The sequence below is a fragment of the Kitasatospora setae KM-6054 genome (genome assembly GCF_000269985.1).
GTDB lineage: Bacteria > Actinomycetota > Actinomycetes > Streptomycetales > Streptomycetaceae > Kitasatospora > Kitasatospora setae.
On record NC_016109.1, the window covers coordinates 8,727,790 to 8,746,428 of the forward strand.

The following is an 18,639-nucleotide window of genomic DNA, read 5'->3' on the forward strand; positions in this document are numbered from 1 at the left end:
CGTGGAACGCCCGCGCCCCGTGACCGCGACGAGGCCGCCCGAGCGCGTCCCGGCCGCTCACCGTGGTGGGGACGACTCGGGAACGGAGCGGCGGGCACCGGGGGAGGAGGGGGCCCCGCGGCCGTGACCTCATGGACCCGCACCCGCCGACGCCCCGCTCCACCGGAGGCGTCCGGGGCACCTCGCCGCACCTCCTTCGCCGGCCCGGCGCCGCGCCGCCGGGCCCGACCACCGGATCGAGGAACCGCCGTGAACCGCCCCTCCCGTCTCCCGCCTCCCGCGCCCGCTGCCGACCGTCGCGGTCGCGGGCTCAGCCGATGGTGAGGGTGGCGGTGCTGTCGATGCGGGAGACCGTGCCCAGGCCGAGGGTGCAGGCCAGGACGTCGGTCGAGGGGGCGACGAGCTGGTAGACGACGGTGTCGCCGGTGAACAGGCCGGAGGTGACGGTGCCGGTGACCGTGGTGGTGAGCGCGGCGGCGGCGAGGTTGACCGTCCTGGTCCCGGTGACGACCGTGGTCGCGCCGTTGTTCCAGGTGAAGTTGATGACGGTGGGGGCCGAACTCAGCAGGGTGAGGCAGGAGTAGGAGGGGAGGGTCACTTGGTGGACGGTGACGGGCGCCGAGTCGATGGCGGGCACGCTCAGCGAGGTGCAGGTGCTCAGGTCCCGGGTGATCGTCACGACGGTGGCGGCGGGCGTCAGGCTGAGGGCCGGCCAGTAGGCGGAGGAGTCGCTGCTGGGCGTCGTGCACAGCACGTCCCCCACCGCGGCCCGGGCCGGTGCGTTCGCCGTGACCGTGATCGTGGCCGCCGCCAGCGCCAGTGCGGCGAGCAGGCCGGGGACGGGGTTTCGCCTCATCGGAGGCTCCTTTCGGGGGAGTGGGTGCTGTTTCTGCCCGTGCGGGCGGTCCGGCGCCGGCGGGTGGTCATCGTCCCGGCCGTCGTGGCCCGGGGTCCGCCCGGTCCTCCGGCGGGGTGGGGTTCGGGGCGCCGGGCTGCCGGGGGAGCCAGCTGAAGCCCGCCCGGGCGGGGGAGTCCAGGCGGGTGAGGATCGAGCGGCGCAGCGCGTCGAAGTCCGTCTCGTGGTGGTAAGAGGGTTCGGAGGTGGTCATGCCGGGGTGCTTGCGGTAGATCCCGCCGGGCTGGGCGATCATGACGCCGGGTGCGAGCGCGGCGCAGAACAAGACCATCGCGAGGGCTTCCAGGGCGGGGTAGGCGGGCCAGCCGCCGAGCGCCCGGACCAGGTCGGTGCGGGCGGTGAGGTGGGTTCCCACGAGGGGGAAGGCGCCGGCCTCGAACCGCTGGCGCAGGGCGGCCAGTTCGAGGGGCCCGTCGGGCGGGTCCCAGGGGCCGGGGCGCAGGGTGCCGTCGGGCAGCAGGTCGAGGCAGGCCGAGACGCACCAGGCGGCCCCGGTGCGGTGGAGGGCCGTGACGTCGCGGTGCAGGGCACCTGGGAGCAGCAGGTCGTCGGCGTCCAGCGCCCTGACCAGGGTGCCGCGGGCCCTCGCCAGGGCCATGGTCCGGGCGACGCCCGCGCCGCCGGCCCGGGCGGAGCCGGTGCGGATGCGGGGGTCGCGGGGCAGGACGTCCCACACGGACCCGTCCGGCCGGTCCGGCCCGTCCTGCTGGACCAGCCACTCCCACTCCCAGCCGGGTGGCAGGGCCTGCCGGCGCACGGAGGCCCAGGTTTCGGACAGGAAGGCGTGCTTGTCGGGGTGGACCGGGGTGATCACGCTGATGAGGGGCAAGGGAGTCCCTCCCGTCACTGGTGCGCTCCGGCCGCCGGGAGCGCGGGGGCCGGTGTTCAGCCGACGACGGCGAGGATCTCGTTCCCGCTCAGCTGCAGGTAGTCCTCGCCGTCGAGCCGGATCTCGGTACCGCTGTACTTCGCGAAGATCACCGTTTCGCCCGGTGCGATGTCCAGGCCGATGCCGACCGCGGAGACGCGGCCCGCGAGGAGGTCCACCCCGAGGACCTCGGTGGCGGCGATCTCGTGGGTCGACACCATCACGTAGCCGGCGGGCGCCGCGACCGCCGCCGGGGCGACCGGGCGGAGGACGGCGGCCGGGGCGGCCGAGGCCGCCGGGCCGGCGGTCCAGGTGAGGCCGCCCACCAGGAGGGCGGTCAGGCAGAGGCGTGCGAGGGAACGCGGGGTCACGGGCTTCTCCTTGATGGTGGGCCGGTCCGGCGGTCCGCCGGTGAGGGGCTGTCGCCCCGACGGGAGTCCGCGGTGTGCTGCCGGGAACGGGGGAATACCTTCCCCGCGCGTCCTCCAAACCGGCCCGGCCGAGCACGGCAGCGCGGACCCGGCGCCTCCGGCCCTCCGGGCCTCCGACCAGCGGATCTCGGCGGGGCCCGGCCCGTCGGCCGGGATTTCGCCATCCGTGCGATGTCACGAAAGGCGGCGCGGCCGGGGCGGCGGCGGTCGGCGGGGCAGCGGCGGCCGGCGGGGCCGGTTCCGGTGCCCGTCACGGGGTGGTGGTGCCGACGGGCGGTTCGGGGCGGGCGGCGCGCGGGCGGGCCGCGGTGTCGAGGTGGTAGGGGACGGTGGAGACGACGGCGTCGGTGCGGCGGCGCAGGAGCGCGGCGAGGACGGCGGGACGCCCGCCCTGGAGGAGGCGCTCGCGGTGGCGGCGGGTGAGTTTCCGGGGCACCAGGACGGTGACGTCACGGCCCTCCGCGGTGGCCCGCTGGACGTACCGGACGATCGGTTCGAGCAGCGCGTGGTGGGTGCCGGGGAGGGTTTCGAGGGGGACGCCCGGGTCCCATTCCCGCCACTGGCGGGCCAGGGCCGGGGCGGCCGTTCCGGGAACGTCCACCGTCACGGCGACGACGTCGCCGCCCAGGGTGAGCGCGCGGGCCAGCACGTGGGCGGTGACCGCGCTCAGCTCGCCGACCGGCACGACGACCAGGCCGCGTCCGGGCACCGGCCGGGGCGGGACGCGGCCGGCGCCGACGGCCCCGGCCGCCGCGCCGTAGTACCGCTCGACCCGGGCGAACAGCAGCATCAGCAGCGGGACGACCAGGACGACCGCCCAGGCGCCCCGGGTGAACTTGAGGACCAGCAGGACTGCGGTGGCCACCAGGGTGAGCGCGGCCCCGGTGCCGTTGAGCACGGCCAGGCGGCGCCAGCGGGCCGGGCGCGCCAGGTACCAGTACCGGACCATGCCGAGCTGGCTGACGCTGAAACCGATGAAGATGCCGAGGGCGAAGAGCGGGATCAGCCGCTCGGTGACCGCGCCGGTCACCACGAGCAGGAGCGCGGTGAGGACGGCCAGGCCCAGCACGCCGGCGCGGTGGACCGGCCGGGCCGAGCGGAGCGCGAAGAGGTGGGGAGCCGGTCGTCCCTGGCGAGCAGGGCGAGCAGGATCGGCAGCGAGCCGAAGCTGGTGTTCGCGGCGGCGGCCAGCAGCAGGGCGACGGTCAGGTTGGTGGCGTAGTAGGGCCAGCCGGTGCCCAGGGAGTGGGCCGTGAGCTGGGCGAGGACGGTGACGTCGGCCCGCGGGACGACGTGGTCGCGGGCCATCAGGTGGCCCAGGCCGACCAGCATCACCGCCAGCAGGACGCCGAGCAGCACCTGCGTGCGCCGGGCGGTGCGCACCCGGGGCGGGCGGAAGGCGGGGACGCCGTTGGCTATCGCCTCGACCCCGCTGACCGCGGTGCAGCCGGCGGCGAAGGCTTTGAGCACGAGCAGCACGCCCAGGCCCTGCGTGACGGCGACGGTGGGCGGGCCGCCGACCGCGCCGACCGGGTGCGGGCGGGCGGCGCCCAGGACGACGACGGCCAGCACCGCGAGGACGAAGAGCAGCGTCAACGGCGCCAACAGGCGTGCGCTGTCGGCGAGTCCGCGCAGGTTGACGGCCGTGAGGACGGCCAGCCCGGTCAGCGCCACCAGGGGCAGGTGGTCGTTGAGGACGGGGAAGGCGGAGGCGAGGCTGGCGGCGCCGGTGGCCAGGCTGACGGCGGCGGTGAGGACGTAGTCGACCACCAGGCCGGCTGCCGCGAGCAGCGCGGTGGTGCGGCCGAACTCCTGTTTGGCCACCGCGTACGAGCCGCCCCCGCCGGGATGCACGGCGATCACCTGCCGGTAGGAGAGCACCAGGGTGCCCAGCAGCAGCGCGACGGCGAGGTTCGGCGGCAGCATCGCGCCCATCGCGCCCGCGCCGGCCGCCGCCAGGACCACCGCCGCCGCCTCGGGCCCGTAGGCCACCGAGGTCAGCGCGTCCAGGGACAGGGCCGGGATCCCGCCGAGGGCGGTGAGGTGGTCCCGGTCCCCCTGGCGGCGGGAGCGCGGCCCCGTCCCGTGGCTGCGCGGCTGCGCGGCTGCGCGGCTGCGCGGCTGCGCGGCTGCGCGGCTGCGTGGTTGCGTCGCGCGGGTGTGGTGACGGAACCCGTGCGCTCACTTCCAGAACTGGGTGAGCGCGCCTTCCTTGAAGGGGCCGGAGGAGGCGCTCAGGTCTCCGGAGAAGGGGCGGTCGAGGACGAGGGTGAGCAGCGGGCTGAAGCCGATCAGCATGGCGACCGTGCCGACGAACAGCACCTGCATCCGTCGGCTGCGGACGCCGCACAGGAAGGTGAGAGGGATGATCACGAGGGCCCCTCCGTACACCAGCACCTGGAGGAGGAGCGGGAGTTCCTTGGTGGCCATGGCGATCCGGGCTCGCCTCTGGAGGACCATCTCGTCCAGCTGGCCGGTCGCCTGGCCGTAGTACGCCTTCTCGGTCTCGGTGCCGGGCTCATACGACTGGAGGGCGTCGTACAGGGCCTGCAGGTTGGCGCCGGTGGCCTCTCGGATCCGGTCCCGCTCGGCGGGCGGGAAGGCCCCCGCGTCGCGGACCAGGGTGGCGGCCGCGGTGGACTCCGAGGCCACGATGGTGTTGGTGGTGTCGAGTTGGGTCCAGAGCGTCACGATCACGAAGGCCAGGATGATCCCGTAGATCGCGCCGAACATGCCCAGGACGGTGCCGATCATGTCGTTGTGCTCGCCCTCGGCCAGCCCCGGGTAGCGGCGTCGGACCAGCAGGACGGCGAGAACGGAGAGGGCCACGATGACCCCGACCACGAGGACGGCCAGCGTGGGGGTGTCGAAGGTGTTGAGCAGCCGGATGTCCATGGCACTCCAGGAGGAGGGGCGACGGACGGACGAGCGCATCCCTTCCCGCGCCCATGAGGGCTTTCACCCCCTTCCCCTGGACGGCCCAGCCCCCGGCCCCGCCGGGAACCGGCCCGGAGCCGTCCCACCCCGCCACCGGGGGGCCTCGCGCACCGGACGTTTCGTCAGCGAATGCGCGTCACGCAACGACCCGTGCGGCCGGCCGCGCCGGGTCAGAAGCGGTCCGGGTACTTGATGGACAGGATGAGGTAGACGACCAGCAGGACGGCCACGATCAGGCCGACGATTGTCCTGACGCCCATGGGAGCCTCGTGTTCCTCGGTGCGGACGGCGGGTCCGGGCACGGTTCCCGCCCCGGGGGTCTACCCGTTCGGGCCGACCGCCAAGACGGCCCGCGGCCGGGCCCGCGCGTCGCGGCTCCGACGGGACCCCGGTGGGCCGCCGACGGCGTGGCGCGCCTCACCGCCTCGTACGCGCGCCGGGACCCGGGCGGCCCGTCCGCTCCGCCCGCCGGCTGATCCGCCGGCTGATCCACCCCGCCCCGCCCCGGCGACGGGGAGGGCGCCGCCGCCGATCCACCCGCACTCCTTTCGTCACTTTCCGCGATCGATGAAACGCGGAAAGTGGTGACGCGGGGCGTGTCGAGCAGTACTTTCTCGCCACGCCCCCCCACGACGGTCGTCGCCAGGAGAGAAGGACACGTGGATCCCCGCTCGCCCGTACCGCCGAGGCTCCGGGGCCGACGGCCCCGCCGCCCGCCGAACGCGCTCCCGCTGCTGCTCGCCCTGCTGCTCGCGGCGGCGGCGCTGGTCCTGCCCGCCCCGCCGGCCCGCGCCGCCGGGTCCCTGCTCGACTGCCCGGGCACCGCGACGAGCACCTACGCCCCGCCGCTCACCGCGGCGGGCGCCCCGACCACGATCACGCTCTCCGAGGTGCTGACGCCCTGCGCGGCGCCCGGCACCGCCGTCACCTCCGGGACGGCGTCCCTCGTGGTGCCGGTGCCGACGCCCTACCCCTGCGGCCAGCTGGCGGGCAGCGGCACGCTCACCCGGACCATCACCTGGAACACCGGCCAGACCTCCACCCTGACCGGCACGTACACGGCCACCTTCGTCGGCGCCACCATCGTGGGCAACGGCAGCGGGACCGTCGTCTCGGGCCTGTTCGCCGGACAGCCCTTCACCGACGTACGCGTCACCCCGTCCGAACAGGTCCTGCGCTGCGAGGCCGCACTCGCCACGGTCTCCGGCACCGTCGCCGTGACCGACCTCCTGATCGGCTGAACCCGGCACCGACAGCACGCCGAGACGCGCCGCCGGAGTCGAGGACGACCCCCGGATCCGCCCGGGGAGGAAAGGACTTGCTGTGGGAAGTCGGGAACCGGACACGACGGAGACCCCCGGGGCGGGCGGCCGGGGCGGGCAGGCGTTCGACGTGGTGGTGGTCGGCAACGGGGTGCTGGGGATGTCCCTGGCGGTGGTGCTGCTGCGGCGGGGCGCGCGGGTGGCGGTGGTCGGCGACGGGAACCGGCCGCTGGCCGCGTCGACGGCGTCCGGGGCGATGAACGGGTGCTTCGGCGAGGTGACCGCGACCACGACGGCCACCGCGCACGGGCGGGCCCGGCTGGAGATGGACGTGCTCGCGGCCCGCCTGTGGGACGACTGGCTCGCCGGACTGGAGGAGGACGGCGGCGCAACGGTCCGGTGCGCGCGGGGAACGCTCGTCATCCACAACACGATCGGCATGGCGGAGATCGACGACACCGCGATGACGGCGATCCGCGCCGCGCTGGAGCTCCACGGGGAGCCCTTCGAGAGCGTCGATCCCACCGAGGCCGTCCCCTGGCTCGATCCGCAGCCGACCGCCCGGCCGCTGGCCGGCCTCTTCCTCCCCCGCGAGCACGGAGTCGACTCCGGCGCGCTGCTCAAGGTCCTGCACCGCGCCGTCGTCCGGCTGGGAGGCGTCCTGGTCCCCGAGCACGCCGTCCGCGTCGTCCACGGCGCGGGCCGGGCCGGCGGGATCGCCCTGGCCGACGGGACGGTGCTGGCCGGTGACCGGGTGGTGCTGGCCGCCGGCGTCGGCACCCAGGCGCTGATGGACTCGCTGCCCCCCGAGGTCAGCGCCCCCGTACCCCGGCTGATCAGCGGGTTCGGCGTGTCGGTGGTCCTGTCGAACGGCCCGGCCGCCGCCCCGCCGGACTGCGTCGTGCGCACCCCCAACCGCTCCTTCGGCTGCGGGCTGCACACCGTGCCGCGCGGTCCCGACCGGGTCTACGTGGGCGCCACCAACACCACCCGGCCCCGCCCGGGCAGCGACCCCAGCGTCCGCGACCTGGCGTTCCTGCTGGACTGCGCCGCCCGGCAACTGCGCAGGGACCTGTGGTTCAGCGACATCACCGCCACCAGGGTCGGGAACCGGCCGATGACCCTGGACGGCCACCCCCTCCTCGGAGAGACCCTCCTGCCGGGGCTGTGGCTGATGACCGGCACCTTTCGCGACGGCCTGCACACCTCCCCGCTCCTGGCCTCCCGGCTGGCCGACCGGATCCTCGACGGAACGCCGCCCACACCGGAGATGGACCTCTTCCGGCCGACCCGGCCACCGATCCAGACCATGGACCGCCGGGACACCGTCCGCCACGCCACCGTGCACCGCCTGGCCGTCGGCCACGAGTGGAACTGGTCGCTGCCCGTCGAATGGCCCGTCCACCTCGAAGAGATGTACGAGGCCAAGTACCGGGCCGTCGCCGAGCGGACCCACGACACCATCACCCCGCCGCCGGAAGTCCTCGCCTACATCCCCGCCTTCCCCGAGCTCGCCGACATGCTCGACGCCTACTACACCGCCAGCCGGCCCCGCCTGGGCGCCTCCGGCGATTGATCCGGCGGCGGGTCGCAGCGGGGTCCGCGGTGGGCTCAGCTCTGGCGGTCGGTCGTGCGGCGGTCGGGGAAGAGGCCGATGAACGCGTCGAGCCAGCCCAGTTCGGCGCGGGCGAGGGTGTCGCGTTCGCACTCCTCGGTCCTGATCCTGGGGAGGGTGAAGGTGTACTCGCCGCGCCAGCCCTGGTGTTCGCCGGCGGTCACGGTGCCCTTCAGGACGGCGGTGTCCTGGGAGCGGCGTTCGGGAGTGCCCTTCAGGGTGGTGGAGGTGGCGGGGGTGCTGTCGAAGACGACGGTGACCTCGGTGAGCGCGTCCAGGTCGTCGGGCTCTTCGCAACTGGCCCGCACGGTGCGGGTGGTGACGCTCTTCGCGGTCTCGGCGGGGAAGTGCTCGCACATCTCGTACAGGACGGTGGTGGTCACGGTCGTGGTCTTCGGCTCCGCGCTCAGCGGGGGGTCGTAGGTCTGGTGTCCGGAGGCGCCGTGGCAGCTCGCGCCGTCGTCGTCGCCGGCCGCGGCGGGAGACGCGGCCGGGAGGAGGAGCGAGGCGCCGAGCAGCAGGGGCAGGGCCAGCGAGAGGGGACGGGTACGCATCGGGACTCCATGGGTGTTCGGCGGCGCACGAGGGCCGGGGAGGGGGAAGGGCTCGCTCGCGGGAGCCGCCGCAGATGCCCTGCCGCCCCTTCGGGCGTCCGGAGCGTCGGGGCGCGCGAGCGCCTGGTGGATCCCCATGGCACCATCCGGCACCGGCGGCGGCCCGCATTCGCCGTTCGTGTCCCGGTCCGCGAAAGCCGTGAACGGGGTGCCGACCGCGACCACCTGTCCCGGGGGCGGAGCGCACGATACGGGATCGTCCCGGTTGCGTCACTCCGGACAGATGACGGAACGCGGGCGAGCGCGGCCGTCCGGGTGCAATCCGGCGCGAGGGACGGCCGTCGGGTGCGGTCGGGCCTTCCCGCCGGTGATGCTGTGCACCGTCCCCGCCGGTGAGGTCCTCCCGGCGGTCCCGGAATCCCCTGCCACCTCCTGGAGTCGAACGCATGTCCCTCCGAGTCGGCCGGCTGCGGTGCGCGGCGATCGCCGCGCACCGCAGCCTGCGTCGCCTGCCCCGCCTCCGCGAGCGGATCCCCCGCCGGAGCGCACGCGCCGCGCGCCACGAAGCCCTCGATCGCGGAGGTGGAGCCGGGCTTCCACGGGAACACCGGGAAGCCCGAAGGCGACCAGCGCTACATGTCCTCGGTCACGTACGCGCTCTACAACTCGGCCCGCAAGGAGATGATCCTCTTCGACCTGCTCCAGGGCGGACGGCTCCGGATCCCCGTGCAGAACGACTCCGCCGGCCTGTTCATCGCACCCGACCAGACCGACCGGGTCACCCGCGTCGCGATCGACAACACCACCGGCTACCTGTTCTCCTGGGACCTGATCGATGCCCGGCTCTCCCGCCAGTACGTCGGCAAGAGCCAGCGGCCCCACAGCGACTACCTCTTCGAGGCCGCCGAGCCCAACGGCCCCACCGGGCCGATGACCACCGACCTCGACCTGGACCGCACCCGCGGCCTGGTCGCCGCCTACTACGACGAGGACGGCGACGGCCGCGGCCACGACGCCGTCCTGATGGTCTACGGCACCACCGACGGCAAGCAGCGCGCCGTCGTGACGCTCCCCGCCGACAGCACCGGCGAGATCGCCGTCGTCCCCGGCACCGACCGGATCTACGTCACCGCCCCCGCCGGCCCCGACACCCTCCTGCACGCCTACGGCACCGACGGCACCCGGCACGAGGACCTCCGGCTGCCCGGCGTCACCGACGCCGGCTCCTTCGTGACCGACCCCGGCACCGGCGACCTGTACTTCTACGGCGCCAAGGACGGTACGGGCCGGCTCCTGACCCGCAGCGCCGCCGACGGCACCGTCCGCGCGGTCACCGGCCTGACCGGTCATCCCAACGACGTCGTCATCGACGACCAGGCCCGCCTCGCCTACGTCCTCACCACCGAGACCACCAGCCCGCCCGGCGACCCGTCACCGAGCCTGCGCAACCGGGTGGCCGTCGTCGACCTCGCCACCCGCGCGGTCCTCGCCGACACCCCGATCGAACAGCACGGCCTCGGACTGGACTTCGACCCCCAGACCCACCTCGTCTACGCGGGCGGCCGGCGCGGCGACCTCTACGGCATCACCACCCTCCAGTACACCCCCTGAAACCACCCGGACCCCGGCCCGGCCTGGGTCCGGTGCTTCGAGGCGCTGTCGGAAGAGGCGGTGGTGTCCGCGCCGCGGTGCGCACCGCTCCGATTCCCGATCCGCGTTCCAGCCGGCACGGCGAACGCTCCACCGCTGGCCGCTCGGGCCAGGGCGGGAACACCGACCTCGGCACGGGTCTTCACCGCGCGGCGCCCACAGGCCGCCCCAAGACGAGGTTGCGGCCCCGAGGCGCCGGTGAGACCTGCGGCAGGGTTCGCGGCCGTCCCCGCCATGCTGACAGATGCTCACTGGGCGTTTCATCCCTGCGTTCAGAGTTCATGTTCCGCGCCAGGTGGGGGTGGATTCGCCGGTGAGACGGCGGGTCATGAGGCTGATCATCGCGACGTGGACCATGGCTTCGGAACGGGCCGGGAGGGCTTCGTAGTCGCGGGCGAGACGGCGGTGGTTCATGAGCCAGCCGAAGGTCCGTTCGACGACCCAGCGGCGGGGCTGGACGACGAATCCTCTGGTCGCAGGGTCGCGGCGGACGATCTCGACGTCGATGCCCAAGGTGGCGCCGTGTTCGACGACGGCGTTCTTGTAGCCCATGTCGGTCCAGGCCTTGCGGATGGCGGGGTGCTCGGTGGCGACCGCGGTCAGCAACTGCTTGCCGGCGGCGCCGTCCTGCACACTCGCGGCGGTGACCAGGATCATCAGCAGCAGGCCGATCGTGTCGGTGACGATGCTGCGCTTCCTGCCCACGATCTTCTTGCCGACGTCGACGCCCTGCGAGGAGGTGGGGACGTTCGTGGAGGTCTTCACGCTCTGCGAGTCGACGATGCACGCCGTCGGCTCCGGACCGCGGCCCTCAGCCGTGCGGACCAGACGCCTCAGCAGTCCGTTGAGCTGCTCGAACACGCCTTCCTTCTGCCATCGGGCGAAGTAGGCGTAGACGGTCTCCCACGGCGGGTAGTCGTGCGGGAGGTAGCGCCAGGGGATGCCGGTGCGATCCACGTAGAGGATCGCGTCCAGGAGGTCGCGCAGTTCGTGTTCGGGAGGGCGGCCGAACGCGAGGGCCCGCTCGGTGCGGGCCCGACGCCAGGCGGTGAGGGTGGGTTCGACCAGGGCCCAGCGGGCGTCGGACAGGTCGCTCGGATACCGTCGACGATCCGTCATGACAACGGCATACTGCGGGATTGCCGCGTTGCCCAGGGCTCGCGGCACCCGAGAGACAAAAGCCGGTGGGCTCGACTTCTTGGGACGAGACAGGAGGAACCGCGCAGTTCCGGCGGACATAGGGGTAACAGTGGCACTCCTGCCACCAGGACCCCAAGCGTCACCGAACGCCGGCAGCCCGAGCTCCCCGGAAAACGAGACCAACCATCCCAACTACGGGTGAAACGCCCAGTCACTGGGCGTTTCATCCCTGCGTTCAGAGTTCATGTTCCGCGCCAGGTGGGGGTGGATTCGCCGGTGAGACGGCGGGTCATGAGGCTGATCATCGCGACGTGGACCATGGCTTCGGAACGGGCCGGGAGGGCTTCGTAGTCGCGGGCGAGACGGCGGTGGTTCATGAGCCAGCCGAAGGTCCGTTCGACGACCCAGCGGCGGGGCTGGACGACGAATCCTCTGGTCGCAGGGTCGCGGCGGACGATCTCGACGTCGATGCCCAAGGTGGCGCCGTGTTCGACGACGGCGTTCTTGTAGCCCATGTCGGTCCAGGCCTTGCGGATGGCGGGGTGCTCGGTGGCGACCGCGGTCAGCAACTGCTTGCCGGCGGCGCCGTCCTGCACACTCGCGGCGGTGACCAGGATCATCAGCAGCAGGCCGATCGTGTCGGTGACGATGCTGCGCTTCCTGCCCACGATCTTCTTGCCGACGTCGACGCCCTGCGAGGAGGTGGGGACGTTCGTGGAGGTCTTCACGCTCTGCGAGTCGACGATGCACGCCGTCGGCTCCGGACCGCGGCCCTCAGCCGTGCGGACCAGACGCCTCAGCAGTCCGTTGAGCTGCTCGAACACGCCTTCCTTCTGCCATCGGGCGAAGTAGGCGTAGACGGTCTCCCACGGCGGGTAGTCGTGCGGGAGGTAGCGCCAGGGGATGCCGGTGCGATCCACGTAGAGGATCGCGTCCAGGAGGTCGCGCAGTTCGTGTTCGGGAGGGCGGCCGAACGCGAGGGCCCGCTCGGTGCGGGCCCGACGCCAGGCGGTGAGGGTGGGTTCGACCAGGGCCCAGCGGGCGTCGGACAGGTCGCTCGGATACCGTCGACGATCCGTCATGACAACGGCATACTGCGGGATTGCCGCGTTGCCCAGGGCTCGCGGCACCCGAGAGACAAAAGCCGGTGGGCTCGACTTCTTGGGACGAGACAGGAGGAACCGCGCAGTTCCGGCGGACATAGGGGTAACAGTGGCACTCCTGCCACCAGGACCCCAAGCGTCACCGAACGCCGGCAGCCCGAGCTCCCCGGAAAACGAGACCAACCATCCCAACTACGGGTGAAACGCCCAGTCAGTACCTGTTTTCGAAGTTCCTGACAGGATCTGCCCTGGTCGGAAATCGAACAGGGTGGAACAGGGGCGTTCTGCATGACCTGCGGTTGGCTCTTCGACCAGGGCTCAGGGAGCGGTCGGCGGCACAGGTTGGATGGGCAAGCGGGGAGTGAAGAGCATCCCGTAGATGGCGATCAGCCACGGCGCCACTACCTGAATGATCAGCCAGGCGGTCAACAGAAACACGACTACGGTTGTAAAGGTCACCTTCGTCCTGATCTGGGGCTCCGGGGGCGCAAGGTCGGGCGCTGCACACCTGTGCACCGTGGCACTGTCCGGAACCGGGGCTTGGTCGCGCTCTTCCCTTCCCCGATGTATCCACACATGCACGGTTATCGGCCCCGATTCCAAGTGCTCGGCACGGGCGATATCTGCGACCTGGACAGCCAGCTCGGCTGCCGAGCCGTAGTAGCCGGGGCGCGTGCCGTATGTGCGCCAGCCTGAACCGCCAACAGGGGTAACCAGGTAGACGAGATGCATGATTTGCCGCTCTCCGTTTCATTTCATAGCAAAGTTCCTGGTACCTGTTCGGGAGGTTCCTGCCGGCATCTTCCCAGGCCCGGACCTCAGTTGGGGCCGTCGGCGGCCCCCTCGACGTGCTCGGTTCAGAGGTCGCTGGCGAGCCGGGCCGGGGTGGTGAGGAGGGACAGCCGTCCGGCCTCGGCCGCGGGCCGGAAGTCGAAGACGCCGGTGAACGGGCCGGTGATCAGCAGCAGGGTGCGGTGGTCACGCAGGCGGCGGCGCCAGTGCCGGTCCGCGCCGATCTCGCCGTCGAACCAGGCCGTCCCGCCGGGGCGGTGGAGGGTCAGCCGGTAGTCGTCCAGGACCGCTGACCAGCCCGGTTGTGGCCCGGCGGCCGGGTCGAAGGCGGTGGTGCGGTCGGCCCAGCCGTCCTGGGCGATCACCGGGCGGTCGGGGGCGGCGGGGAGGATCAGCGCCGGGCGCCCGTCGGGCATCAGCTCCGGCCAGGGCCTGGAGTGCAGGCCGGCGCCGCTGATCAGCTCCATGCTGGTGCACTTCTCCCGTCCGGATCGCTCACCTCGCTGCCTGGCGGTCAACATCATCGGGCAGGAAGCGACCCGGCGTCGGCGAACGGCCTGACGGGCGGTCAGCGGCCGTGGGAGAGTGGACTGCGGACGCGCTGCGGCCCGGTCCCGGACCGAGTGACGGCGGTGGTAGTGAGAACGATCAGTCCCGCTGGGTTTCGCGGGAGGCCGTCTGTCCGGTCCGGGTGGAGTTGCGCCGGGTGATTCTCCTGGTCATCACGGTGATCGTGGCCCAGGTGATCAGCGATTCGGAGTGCTGGACGAGCCGTTCGTAGTCGCGCGCGTGCCGGCGGGCGTGCATCACCCAGGCGTGGGTGCGCTCGACCACCCAGCGCCGGGGCAGGACCACGAACCCCTTGGCCTCCTTGGGCCGGTTGACGGTCTTGACCGTGAGGTTCAGGTACTTCTTCGCCCAGCTCACCAGCTGGCCCGCGTAGGCGGAGTCGGCCCAGACGATCGTGATCTCCGGGTGCATCAACCTGAGCCGGAACAGCACCTCCTTCGCCGCGTCGCGGTCGGTGACGTCGGCAGGGGTGACCATCACGAACAGCGGCAGGCCCTTGGTGTCCACGACCAGGTGCCTCTTCCTGCCGTTGATCTTCTTCGCGGCATCGTAGCCGCGCGAGTCCTTCCCGACGGTCTCGGCGGCCTTCACCGACTGCGAGTCGATGATCGTGGCGACCGCCTCCGGGCCGCGGCCCATGTCCCGGCGGATGCGTCGGCGGAGCTGGTCGCGGATGCGGCCGACCACCCCGGCCGCCGCCCAGCGGGCCATGAACCCGTAAGCCGTCCGCCAGGGCGGGAAGTCCTTCGGCAGGGCCCGCCACTTGCAGCCGGTGTCCACGACGTAGCGGATCGCGTCCACGATCTCGCGGCGCGGGTGCTTCTCCGGGCGCCCGCCGGCCTTCGTCTCACAGGCCGGGACGGGCAGCAGCGGCTCCAGCAGCTTCCACTCCTCGTCCCAGGTGTCCGAGGGGTAGCAGCGGCGGCGGGCCATCGACTCCTCCTCTCCGAGGGGCTGTTGGCGGGCCCGGCCGCCGAAGGCGGCCGGGCCCGGAAGGGGGGTGACGATCACGCGTCGATGTAGTCGGCGATCACGTCGAGGGTGGACTCCACCGAGCTGAGCTGGGTGTTCAGGTGCCTCACCCAGCGGCCCTTGGGCTGCAGGACAGCGTGCGGGGCGACGACGCCGGTGATGAACCGGCGGATCTCGGTGAGCTTCTCGCGGATCACCGCGACCTCGTATGCCTGGAGCTCGACGGGGTCCGAGCAGAACTTGTAGCCGTCGGTCCGGCTCCAGATCAGGGGCGGCCAGCCCCGCTCGGCGATGGTGTCGCGCAGGCAGGCCAGCCCCGAGCGGGTCTGACTCGTACTCAGCCCGGACGCCCGGCTGAGCTGGGCGAAGACCAGGCCCGCGGGCCTCGCCTCGAACAGCACGAAGCGGACGGTGTCGGCGTGCCGCTCGGCGGCCGCCGATCTGCGGCGGGCAGCACGGGGCATCGCCTACTCGCCCTGGAGCAGGCGGGCCAGCTCGCCGTCCATGTCCACCTTCCCGGTGTCCACCGCGGTCTCCACCCAGTCCAAGGTGGCGCGGACCCGCGCGCAGTTCTCCCGGATCACGGCCTGCTCGTCCTCGCTCAGCTGCCGGTCGCGAAGGCCCGGGACCACCCGGCCGGCAGCGGCGACGAACGCGTGGCAGGCGGTGACCAGGTCGAGGAACTCCACCGTCCGGTCGATGTTCTTCACCGCCGGCGCGACGGGGTTGGTCTGCTCGAAGTGCTCGCGGGCCTGGCGGCCCCGCTCGACCTGGGCGTGGTTGACCTGGTGGCGGGCGGTGTCGTCGGCCATCGCGCGGGCCGCGACGTCCGGGCGCCGCAGCAGGCCGGTGGTCACCTCCGCGGCGACCGTCTCGTCGCGGGTCAGCTCCTGGACGACCCGGACCTTCTCGGCCGGGGCGACCCGGGCCACCACCTCGGGCCGGCGCAGGAACGAGGGCGCGACCGCCGCGGCGACCTGGTCGTCGCGGGTCAGCTCCTCCACCACCCGGACGCGGTCCTGCGGCTGGACCTGCGCGACCACCTCGGGCCGGCGCAGGAAGTCGCCGGTCACCGTCGCGGCGACCTCCTCGTCCTTGGCCAGGGCGTGGATCGCGCTGACCTTCTCCTGCGGCGTCACCGGGATCTCGACCTGCCGCCCGACCCGCCGGTTCGCCTCGTCCGCCGTCCACCGGCCCTTCTTCCCCGGTGGGGTGAGGATCGCCGCGAACCGCTCGCCTTCGTCGGCTATGCCCGCCAGGGTCCGGTGGACGGTGTAGGACACCTTCGGCTGCCGACGCTCCTTCGGCCACCGCGACGCCACCCAGCGCGTGCCGCTGACCGACGAGAAGGTCAGGCCGATGTCCTCCGCCAGCCGGGCCAGCGACTGCTTGACGCTGAACATCTCGTCCGCCGGCGCCGAGCCTCCCGGCTCGCGCATCGGCTCGATCTCCAGCGCCGCGTCCCCGATCGTGAACTGGCCGCGGGTCTGGTTCTCCACCACCTCGCGCAGCAGGGCCACGATCTCCTCGTAGCGGCTGGCGCTGACGCTGCCGACCTTGTCGGCCGTCGTCTCGATCTCCTGAGCCATGTGGAATCTCACCACCAACTCGCAGGCCGGGCACGGCCGTTGGCCGTGACGGGACCGGCCCGCTTCCGGCAGCAGAGTCGGACCGCCGGTGAGCTGATCACAACAAAAGCCTTGCCGCTGACCGGAGTTGACCGTTTCTGGGCGCATCCGCCGTTCGCTCAACGGTCACTGTGACCGTTCGCCGAACGCTTCGTTCCGCCGCCGCCAGGCCCTCATCACGCACCGCCGCGAGCAGTAGACCGCGTTCGAACGCCGGTCCACCCCGGCCACCCACCGCTCGCCGCACTCCGGGCACTCGACCCGGCCGACGCCGCTGAGTTCGGCCGCCACCCGCTTCCGCAACCGGCAGTCCACCCGCCACTGCCTGGCACGACACGCCGCCGAGCAGTAGACGGCACCGGGCGGCGACTCCGGCCTCAGCCGTCCGCCGCAGCACCTGCACCACCGCCCGCCCACCGGGCCGCTGTCCTCGGACACCGGCCCAGGCTAGGGCTCCAGGCTATCCAAAACAGGGGTTCAGACACAGGCACTGACCCCTGCCGCGCTCCGTCCCGGCCCCGTACGGCCCGCTGACGGCCGCTCAGCACCCCGCCGGGCCAGGGCCCGCACAGCGAAGCGGCGAGGCCGCCACCGAGTCGGTGACGGCCCCGCCGCTTGCTACCCGCTCCTACCAGTCCAGCGCCGGGCCGCCGTAGCCCTCGCCGCCCTCGTCGCGCCCGAACCGCGGCCGCTCCCGGTAGAGCACCGGCGCCCGCTCCGGGTGCGGCTCCAGGCCGGGCGGCGCGGCCGTGACCGCGACCGCGGGGACGTGGACCAGGCCGTCGCCGTTGACCTGGACGTGCTTGGCCAGAACCTCCAGCACCCGCTCCGCGCTCCACCCCAGCCCCTGAGCCAGCGCCGACCCGGTCCCTTGGCGCGGCTGGCCTCCGTGCGGCGGAACGGTCTCCCGCTCAGCGCACAGGTACTGGGGAGACGCCGAGCTCCGCGTCGCTGTTCCCCGAGCCCAGTACCCGGTAGCGCCCGTCGCCGAGCGGTTCCGACCGTCGGCGCATATCCGATCCAACGTCGTCCGGCCACTGTGTCTCGTCCGACCAGGTGACATTGACAAGCAGTGTGGGACGACCAGGACCCATACCCCCTACCTGCCCGATTCGGCTCTCGCCGGTCAGGTTCGCGCCGCTCAGGTCCGTGCCGCTGAGGTCCGCGCGGGTCAGGTTCGCACCATTCAGGTACGCGGCGCGCAGGTTCGCGCGGGTCAGGTCCGCGGCGGTCAGGTCCGCGCCGCTCAGGTCCGCGGCGGTCAGGTCCGCGTCGCGCAGGTTCGCGCCGCTCAGGTCCGCGCGGGTCAGGTTCGCGTCGCGCAGGTCCGCGTCGCGCAGGTCCGCATTGCGCAGGTCCGCATCGCGCAGGTCCGCGCTGGCCAGGTAGGTGTCGCGCAGGTTCGTGCCGCGCAGGTTCGCGCCGGTCAGGTACGCGCCGCGCAGGTTCGCGCCGGTCAGGTACGCGCCGCGCAGGTTCGCGCCGCTCAGGTACACGCCGGTCAAGTCCGCGCCGGTCAGGTCCACGCCGGGGTGTACATGGAGGCCTTCCACGATTCGCGAGCTTGTGCGGGCCGCCTCAGCGCCGGGGGAGTCCGAGTCGAGAGGACGCGGATTCGCGGCCGGGGAGACCGCCGGCTGCGCCTGCGCGCCGGCCGCGATCAGAACGCGGGCCCACCAGGGAGAGACAGTGATACGCAGCCACGGACGGCGGGAGACCGACGCGGCGGCGGCACGGCCCAGGAAGCTGTCAACGTAGGCCCTCACGGCGATTCACCTTCCGTGTTCGGATCGTCAACGGGGGAGTCGAGGACCTCAAGGCGTCGGGCGGTCACCTGGACCCCCGACAGGAGACCGCGGATCGTGGCCGGTGCCCCTACACCGAAGATGAACGCCGGCCACGGGCCGCTGATCTGACTGCTGGCGGCGGCGGACACCAGTGCGCCCAGAACCAGGCCGCCGGCCATATGGGTCAGCTCGGGCCACATCTCCCCCTTGCGCCAAGGCCAGCGGGCACCGGCCTCCCTGATCGCCGTCATCAAGGACAGCACCCCGACCGCCCCACCACCAGCCAGGCCCCACAGGGCCGCGTCCCACCAAGACATGAGCGGACCGTACCCACCGACGACACACCCCCGCAGCCACTCCCCCCAACCGACCTGACACCGCAACGGCCCCGTTACCGCCCCAGATCACAGCACA

The 18,639-nt window shown here is 72.8% G+C and carries 21 protein-coding genes; 3 read left to right on the plus strand and 18 right to left on the minus strand.

From position 1 onward, the window contains the following. Positions 1-310: 310 nt before the first annotated feature. The 7 genes from KSE_RS37715 to kdpF form a co-directional block, all read right to left on the minus strand. Positions 311-856: a hypothetical protein gene (locus tag KSE_RS37715; protein ID WP_014133219.1), complete on the minus strand. Its 546-nt coding sequence runs from the start codon at positions 854-856 to the stop codon at positions 311-313. A gap of 67 nt (positions 857-923) precedes the next feature. Then, positions 924-1,745: a glycosyltransferase gene (locus KSE_RS37720; protein WP_051055069.1), complete on the minus strand. Its 822-nt coding sequence runs from the start codon at positions 1,743-1,745 to the stop codon at positions 924-926. Between the two features lie 56 nt (positions 1,746-1,801). Then, complete coding sequence (locus KSE_RS45490; RefSeq protein ID WP_014133217.1) at positions 1,802-2,155, minus strand: molecular chaperone; 354 nt, start codon at positions 2,153-2,155, stop codon at positions 1,802-1,804. Positions 2,156-2,465: 310 nt separating this feature from the next. Next, positions 2,466-3,284 (minus strand): hypothetical protein, encoded by an 819-nt coding sequence (locus KSE_RS46270; RefSeq protein ID WP_014133216.1) that lies wholly within the window; start codon positions 3,282-3,284, stop codon positions 2,466-2,468. Further along, positions 3,242-4,207 carry an APC family permease gene (locus tag KSE_RS46275; RefSeq protein ID WP_014133215.1) on the minus strand — a complete coding sequence of 322 codons (966 nt, stop codon included), beginning with the start codon at positions 4,205-4,207 and terminating at the stop codon, positions 3,242-3,244. Before KSE_RS46275 ends, KSE_RS46270 begins: the two co-directional genes overlap by 43 nt. Positions 4,208-4,396: 189 nt before the next feature. Beyond that, on the minus strand, positions 4,397-5,110 hold the full coding sequence (locus KSE_RS37735) for a bestrophin-like domain (RefSeq protein ID WP_014133214.1): 714 nt from the start codon (positions 5,108-5,110) through the stop codon (positions 4,397-4,399). 212 nt (positions 5,111-5,322) lie between these two features. Beyond that, positions 5,323-5,412 (minus strand): K(+)-transporting ATPase subunit F, encoded by a 90-nt coding sequence (gene kdpF / locus KSE_RS39460; RefSeq protein WP_014133213.1) that lies wholly within the window; start codon positions 5,410-5,412, stop codon positions 5,323-5,325. A gap of 399 nt (positions 5,413-5,811) precedes the next feature. Between kdpF and KSE_RS37745 the strand changes: the two genes are divergently transcribed. Beyond that, on the plus strand, positions 5,812-6,393 hold the full coding sequence (locus KSE_RS37745) for a hypothetical protein (RefSeq protein ID WP_014133212.1): 582 nt from the start codon (positions 5,812-5,814) through the stop codon (positions 6,391-6,393). 82 nt (positions 6,394-6,475) lie between these two features. Further along, positions 6,476-7,990 (plus strand): NAD(P)/FAD-dependent oxidoreductase, encoded by a 1,515-nt coding sequence (locus KSE_RS37750; RefSeq protein WP_014133211.1) that lies wholly within the window; start codon positions 6,476-6,478, stop codon positions 7,988-7,990. Positions 7,991-8,025: 35 nt separating this feature from the next. On the opposite strand, the gene KSE_RS37755 is transcribed toward KSE_RS37750, so the two are convergent. Then, entirely contained in the window at positions 8,026-8,583 is a 558-nt protein-coding gene (locus KSE_RS37755) for a hypothetical protein (RefSeq protein ID WP_014133210.1), read from the minus strand. A gap of 582 nt (positions 8,584-9,165) precedes the next feature. On the opposite strand from KSE_RS37755, the gene KSE_RS37760 reads away from it, so the two are divergent. Next, on the plus strand, positions 9,166-10,194 hold the full coding sequence (locus KSE_RS37760; RefSeq protein ID WP_014133209.1) for a YncE family protein: 1,029 nt from the start codon (positions 9,166-9,168) through the stop codon (positions 10,192-10,194). Positions 10,195-10,512: 318 nt separating this feature from the next. Here the strand turns inward: KSE_RS37760 and KSE_RS37765 are convergent, their stop codons facing one another. The 10 genes from KSE_RS37765 to KSE_RS37810 all read right to left on the minus strand — a co-directional run bounded on the left by KSE_RS37765 (position 10,513) and on the right by KSE_RS37810 (position 18,542). Next, positions 10,513-11,352, minus strand: coding sequence for an IS5 family transposase (locus KSE_RS37765; protein ID WP_014133208.1), 840 nt, complete (start codon positions 11,350-11,352; stop codon positions 10,513-10,515). A gap of 263 nt (positions 11,353-11,615) precedes the next feature. Beyond that, entirely contained in the window at positions 11,616-12,455 is an 840-nt protein-coding gene (locus KSE_RS37770; protein WP_014133208.1) for an IS5 family transposase, read from the minus strand. 339 nt (positions 12,456-12,794) lie between these two features. Then, on the minus strand, positions 12,795-13,208 hold the full coding sequence (locus tag KSE_RS37775; RefSeq protein ID WP_033258913.1) for a hypothetical protein: 414 nt from the start codon (positions 13,206-13,208) through the stop codon (positions 12,795-12,797). Between the two features lie 125 nt (positions 13,209-13,333). Then, positions 13,334-13,735 carry a hypothetical protein gene (locus KSE_RS37780; RefSeq protein WP_033258912.1) on the minus strand — a complete coding sequence of 134 codons (402 nt, stop codon included), beginning with the start codon at positions 13,733-13,735 and terminating at the stop codon, positions 13,334-13,336. A 181-nt stretch (positions 13,736-13,916) separates the two neighbouring features. Further along, the gene (locus KSE_RS37785; protein ID WP_014133206.1) at positions 13,917-14,771 is read right to left on the minus strand and encodes an IS5 family transposase; all 855 of its coding nucleotides are present in this window, start codon (positions 14,769-14,771) and stop codon (positions 13,917-13,919) included. 74 nt (positions 14,772-14,845) lie between these two features. Next, positions 14,846-15,274: a hypothetical protein gene (locus KSE_RS37790; RefSeq protein ID WP_014133205.1), complete on the minus strand. Its 429-nt coding sequence runs from the start codon at positions 15,272-15,274 to the stop codon at positions 14,846-14,848. 3 nt (positions 15,275-15,277) lie between these two features. Next, positions 15,278-16,399 carry a DUF6192 family protein gene (locus KSE_RS39210; RefSeq protein WP_014133204.1) on the minus strand — a complete coding sequence of 374 codons (1,122 nt, stop codon included), beginning with the start codon at positions 16,397-16,399 and terminating at the stop codon, positions 15,278-15,280. 667 nt (positions 16,400-17,066) lie between these two features. Further along, entirely contained in the window at positions 17,067-17,261 is a 195-nt protein-coding gene (locus tag KSE_RS37800; protein WP_014133202.1) for a hypothetical protein, read from the minus strand. 88 nt (positions 17,262-17,349) lie between these two features. Continuing rightward, complete coding sequence (locus tag KSE_RS39215; protein WP_051055068.1) at positions 17,350-18,204, minus strand: pentapeptide repeat-containing protein; 855 nt, start codon at positions 18,202-18,204, stop codon at positions 17,350-17,352. After that, positions 18,201-18,542 carry a hypothetical protein gene (locus tag KSE_RS37810; protein ID WP_014133200.1) on the minus strand — a complete coding sequence of 114 codons (342 nt, stop codon included), beginning with the start codon at positions 18,540-18,542 and terminating at the stop codon, positions 18,201-18,203. The genes KSE_RS39215 and KSE_RS37810 overlap by 4 nt, the downstream gene beginning before the upstream one ends. Between the last annotated feature and the right edge of the window lie 97 nt (positions 18,543-18,639).

What these genes read in the sequence shown, in the direction of transcription:
- KSE_RS37765 (WP_014133208.1), bottom strand. Translation starts at nt 11,352, where the DNA reads ATGACGGATCGTCGACGGTATCCGAGCGACCTGTCCGACGCCCGCTGG.
- kdpF (WP_014133213.1), bottom strand. Translation starts at nt 5,412, where the DNA reads ATGGGCGTCAGGACAATCGTCGGCCTGATCGTGGCCGTCCTGCTGGTC.
- KSE_RS37775 (WP_033258913.1), bottom strand. Translation starts at nt 13,208, where the DNA reads ATGCATCTCGTCTACCTGGTTACCCCTGTTGGCGGTTCAGGCTGGCGC.
- KSE_RS37735 (WP_014133214.1), bottom strand. Translation starts at nt 5,110, where the DNA reads ATGGACATCCGGCTGCTCAACACCTTCGACACCCCCACGCTGGCCGTC.
- KSE_RS39210 (WP_014133204.1), bottom strand. Translation starts at nt 16,399, where the DNA reads ATGGCTCAGGAGATCGAGACGACGGCCGACAAGGTCGGCAGCGTCAGC.
- KSE_RS37810 (WP_014133200.1), bottom strand. Translation starts at nt 18,542, where the DNA reads ATGTCTTGGTGGGACGCGGCCCTGTGGGGCCTGGCTGGTGGTGGGGCG.
- KSE_RS37785 (WP_014133206.1), bottom strand. Translation starts at nt 14,771, where the DNA reads ATGGCCCGCCGCCGCTGCTACCCCTCGGACACCTGGGACGAGGAGTGG.
- KSE_RS37770 (WP_014133208.1), bottom strand. Translation starts at nt 12,455, where the DNA reads ATGACGGATCGTCGACGGTATCCGAGCGACCTGTCCGACGCCCGCTGG.
- KSE_RS37790 (WP_014133205.1), bottom strand. Translation starts at nt 15,274, where the DNA reads ATGCCCCGTGCTGCCCGCCGCAGATCGGCGGCCGCCGAGCGGCACGCC.
- KSE_RS37780 (WP_033258912.1), bottom strand. Translation starts at nt 13,735, where the DNA reads ATGGAGCTGATCAGCGGCGCCGGCCTGCACTCCAGGCCCTGGCCGGAG.
- KSE_RS37715 (WP_014133219.1), bottom strand. Translation starts at nt 856, where the DNA reads ATGAGGCGAAACCCCGTCCCCGGCCTGCTCGCCGCACTGGCGCTGGCG.
- KSE_RS37755 (WP_014133210.1), bottom strand. Translation starts at nt 8,583, where the DNA reads ATGCGTACCCGTCCCCTCTCGCTGGCCCTGCCCCTGCTGCTCGGCGCC.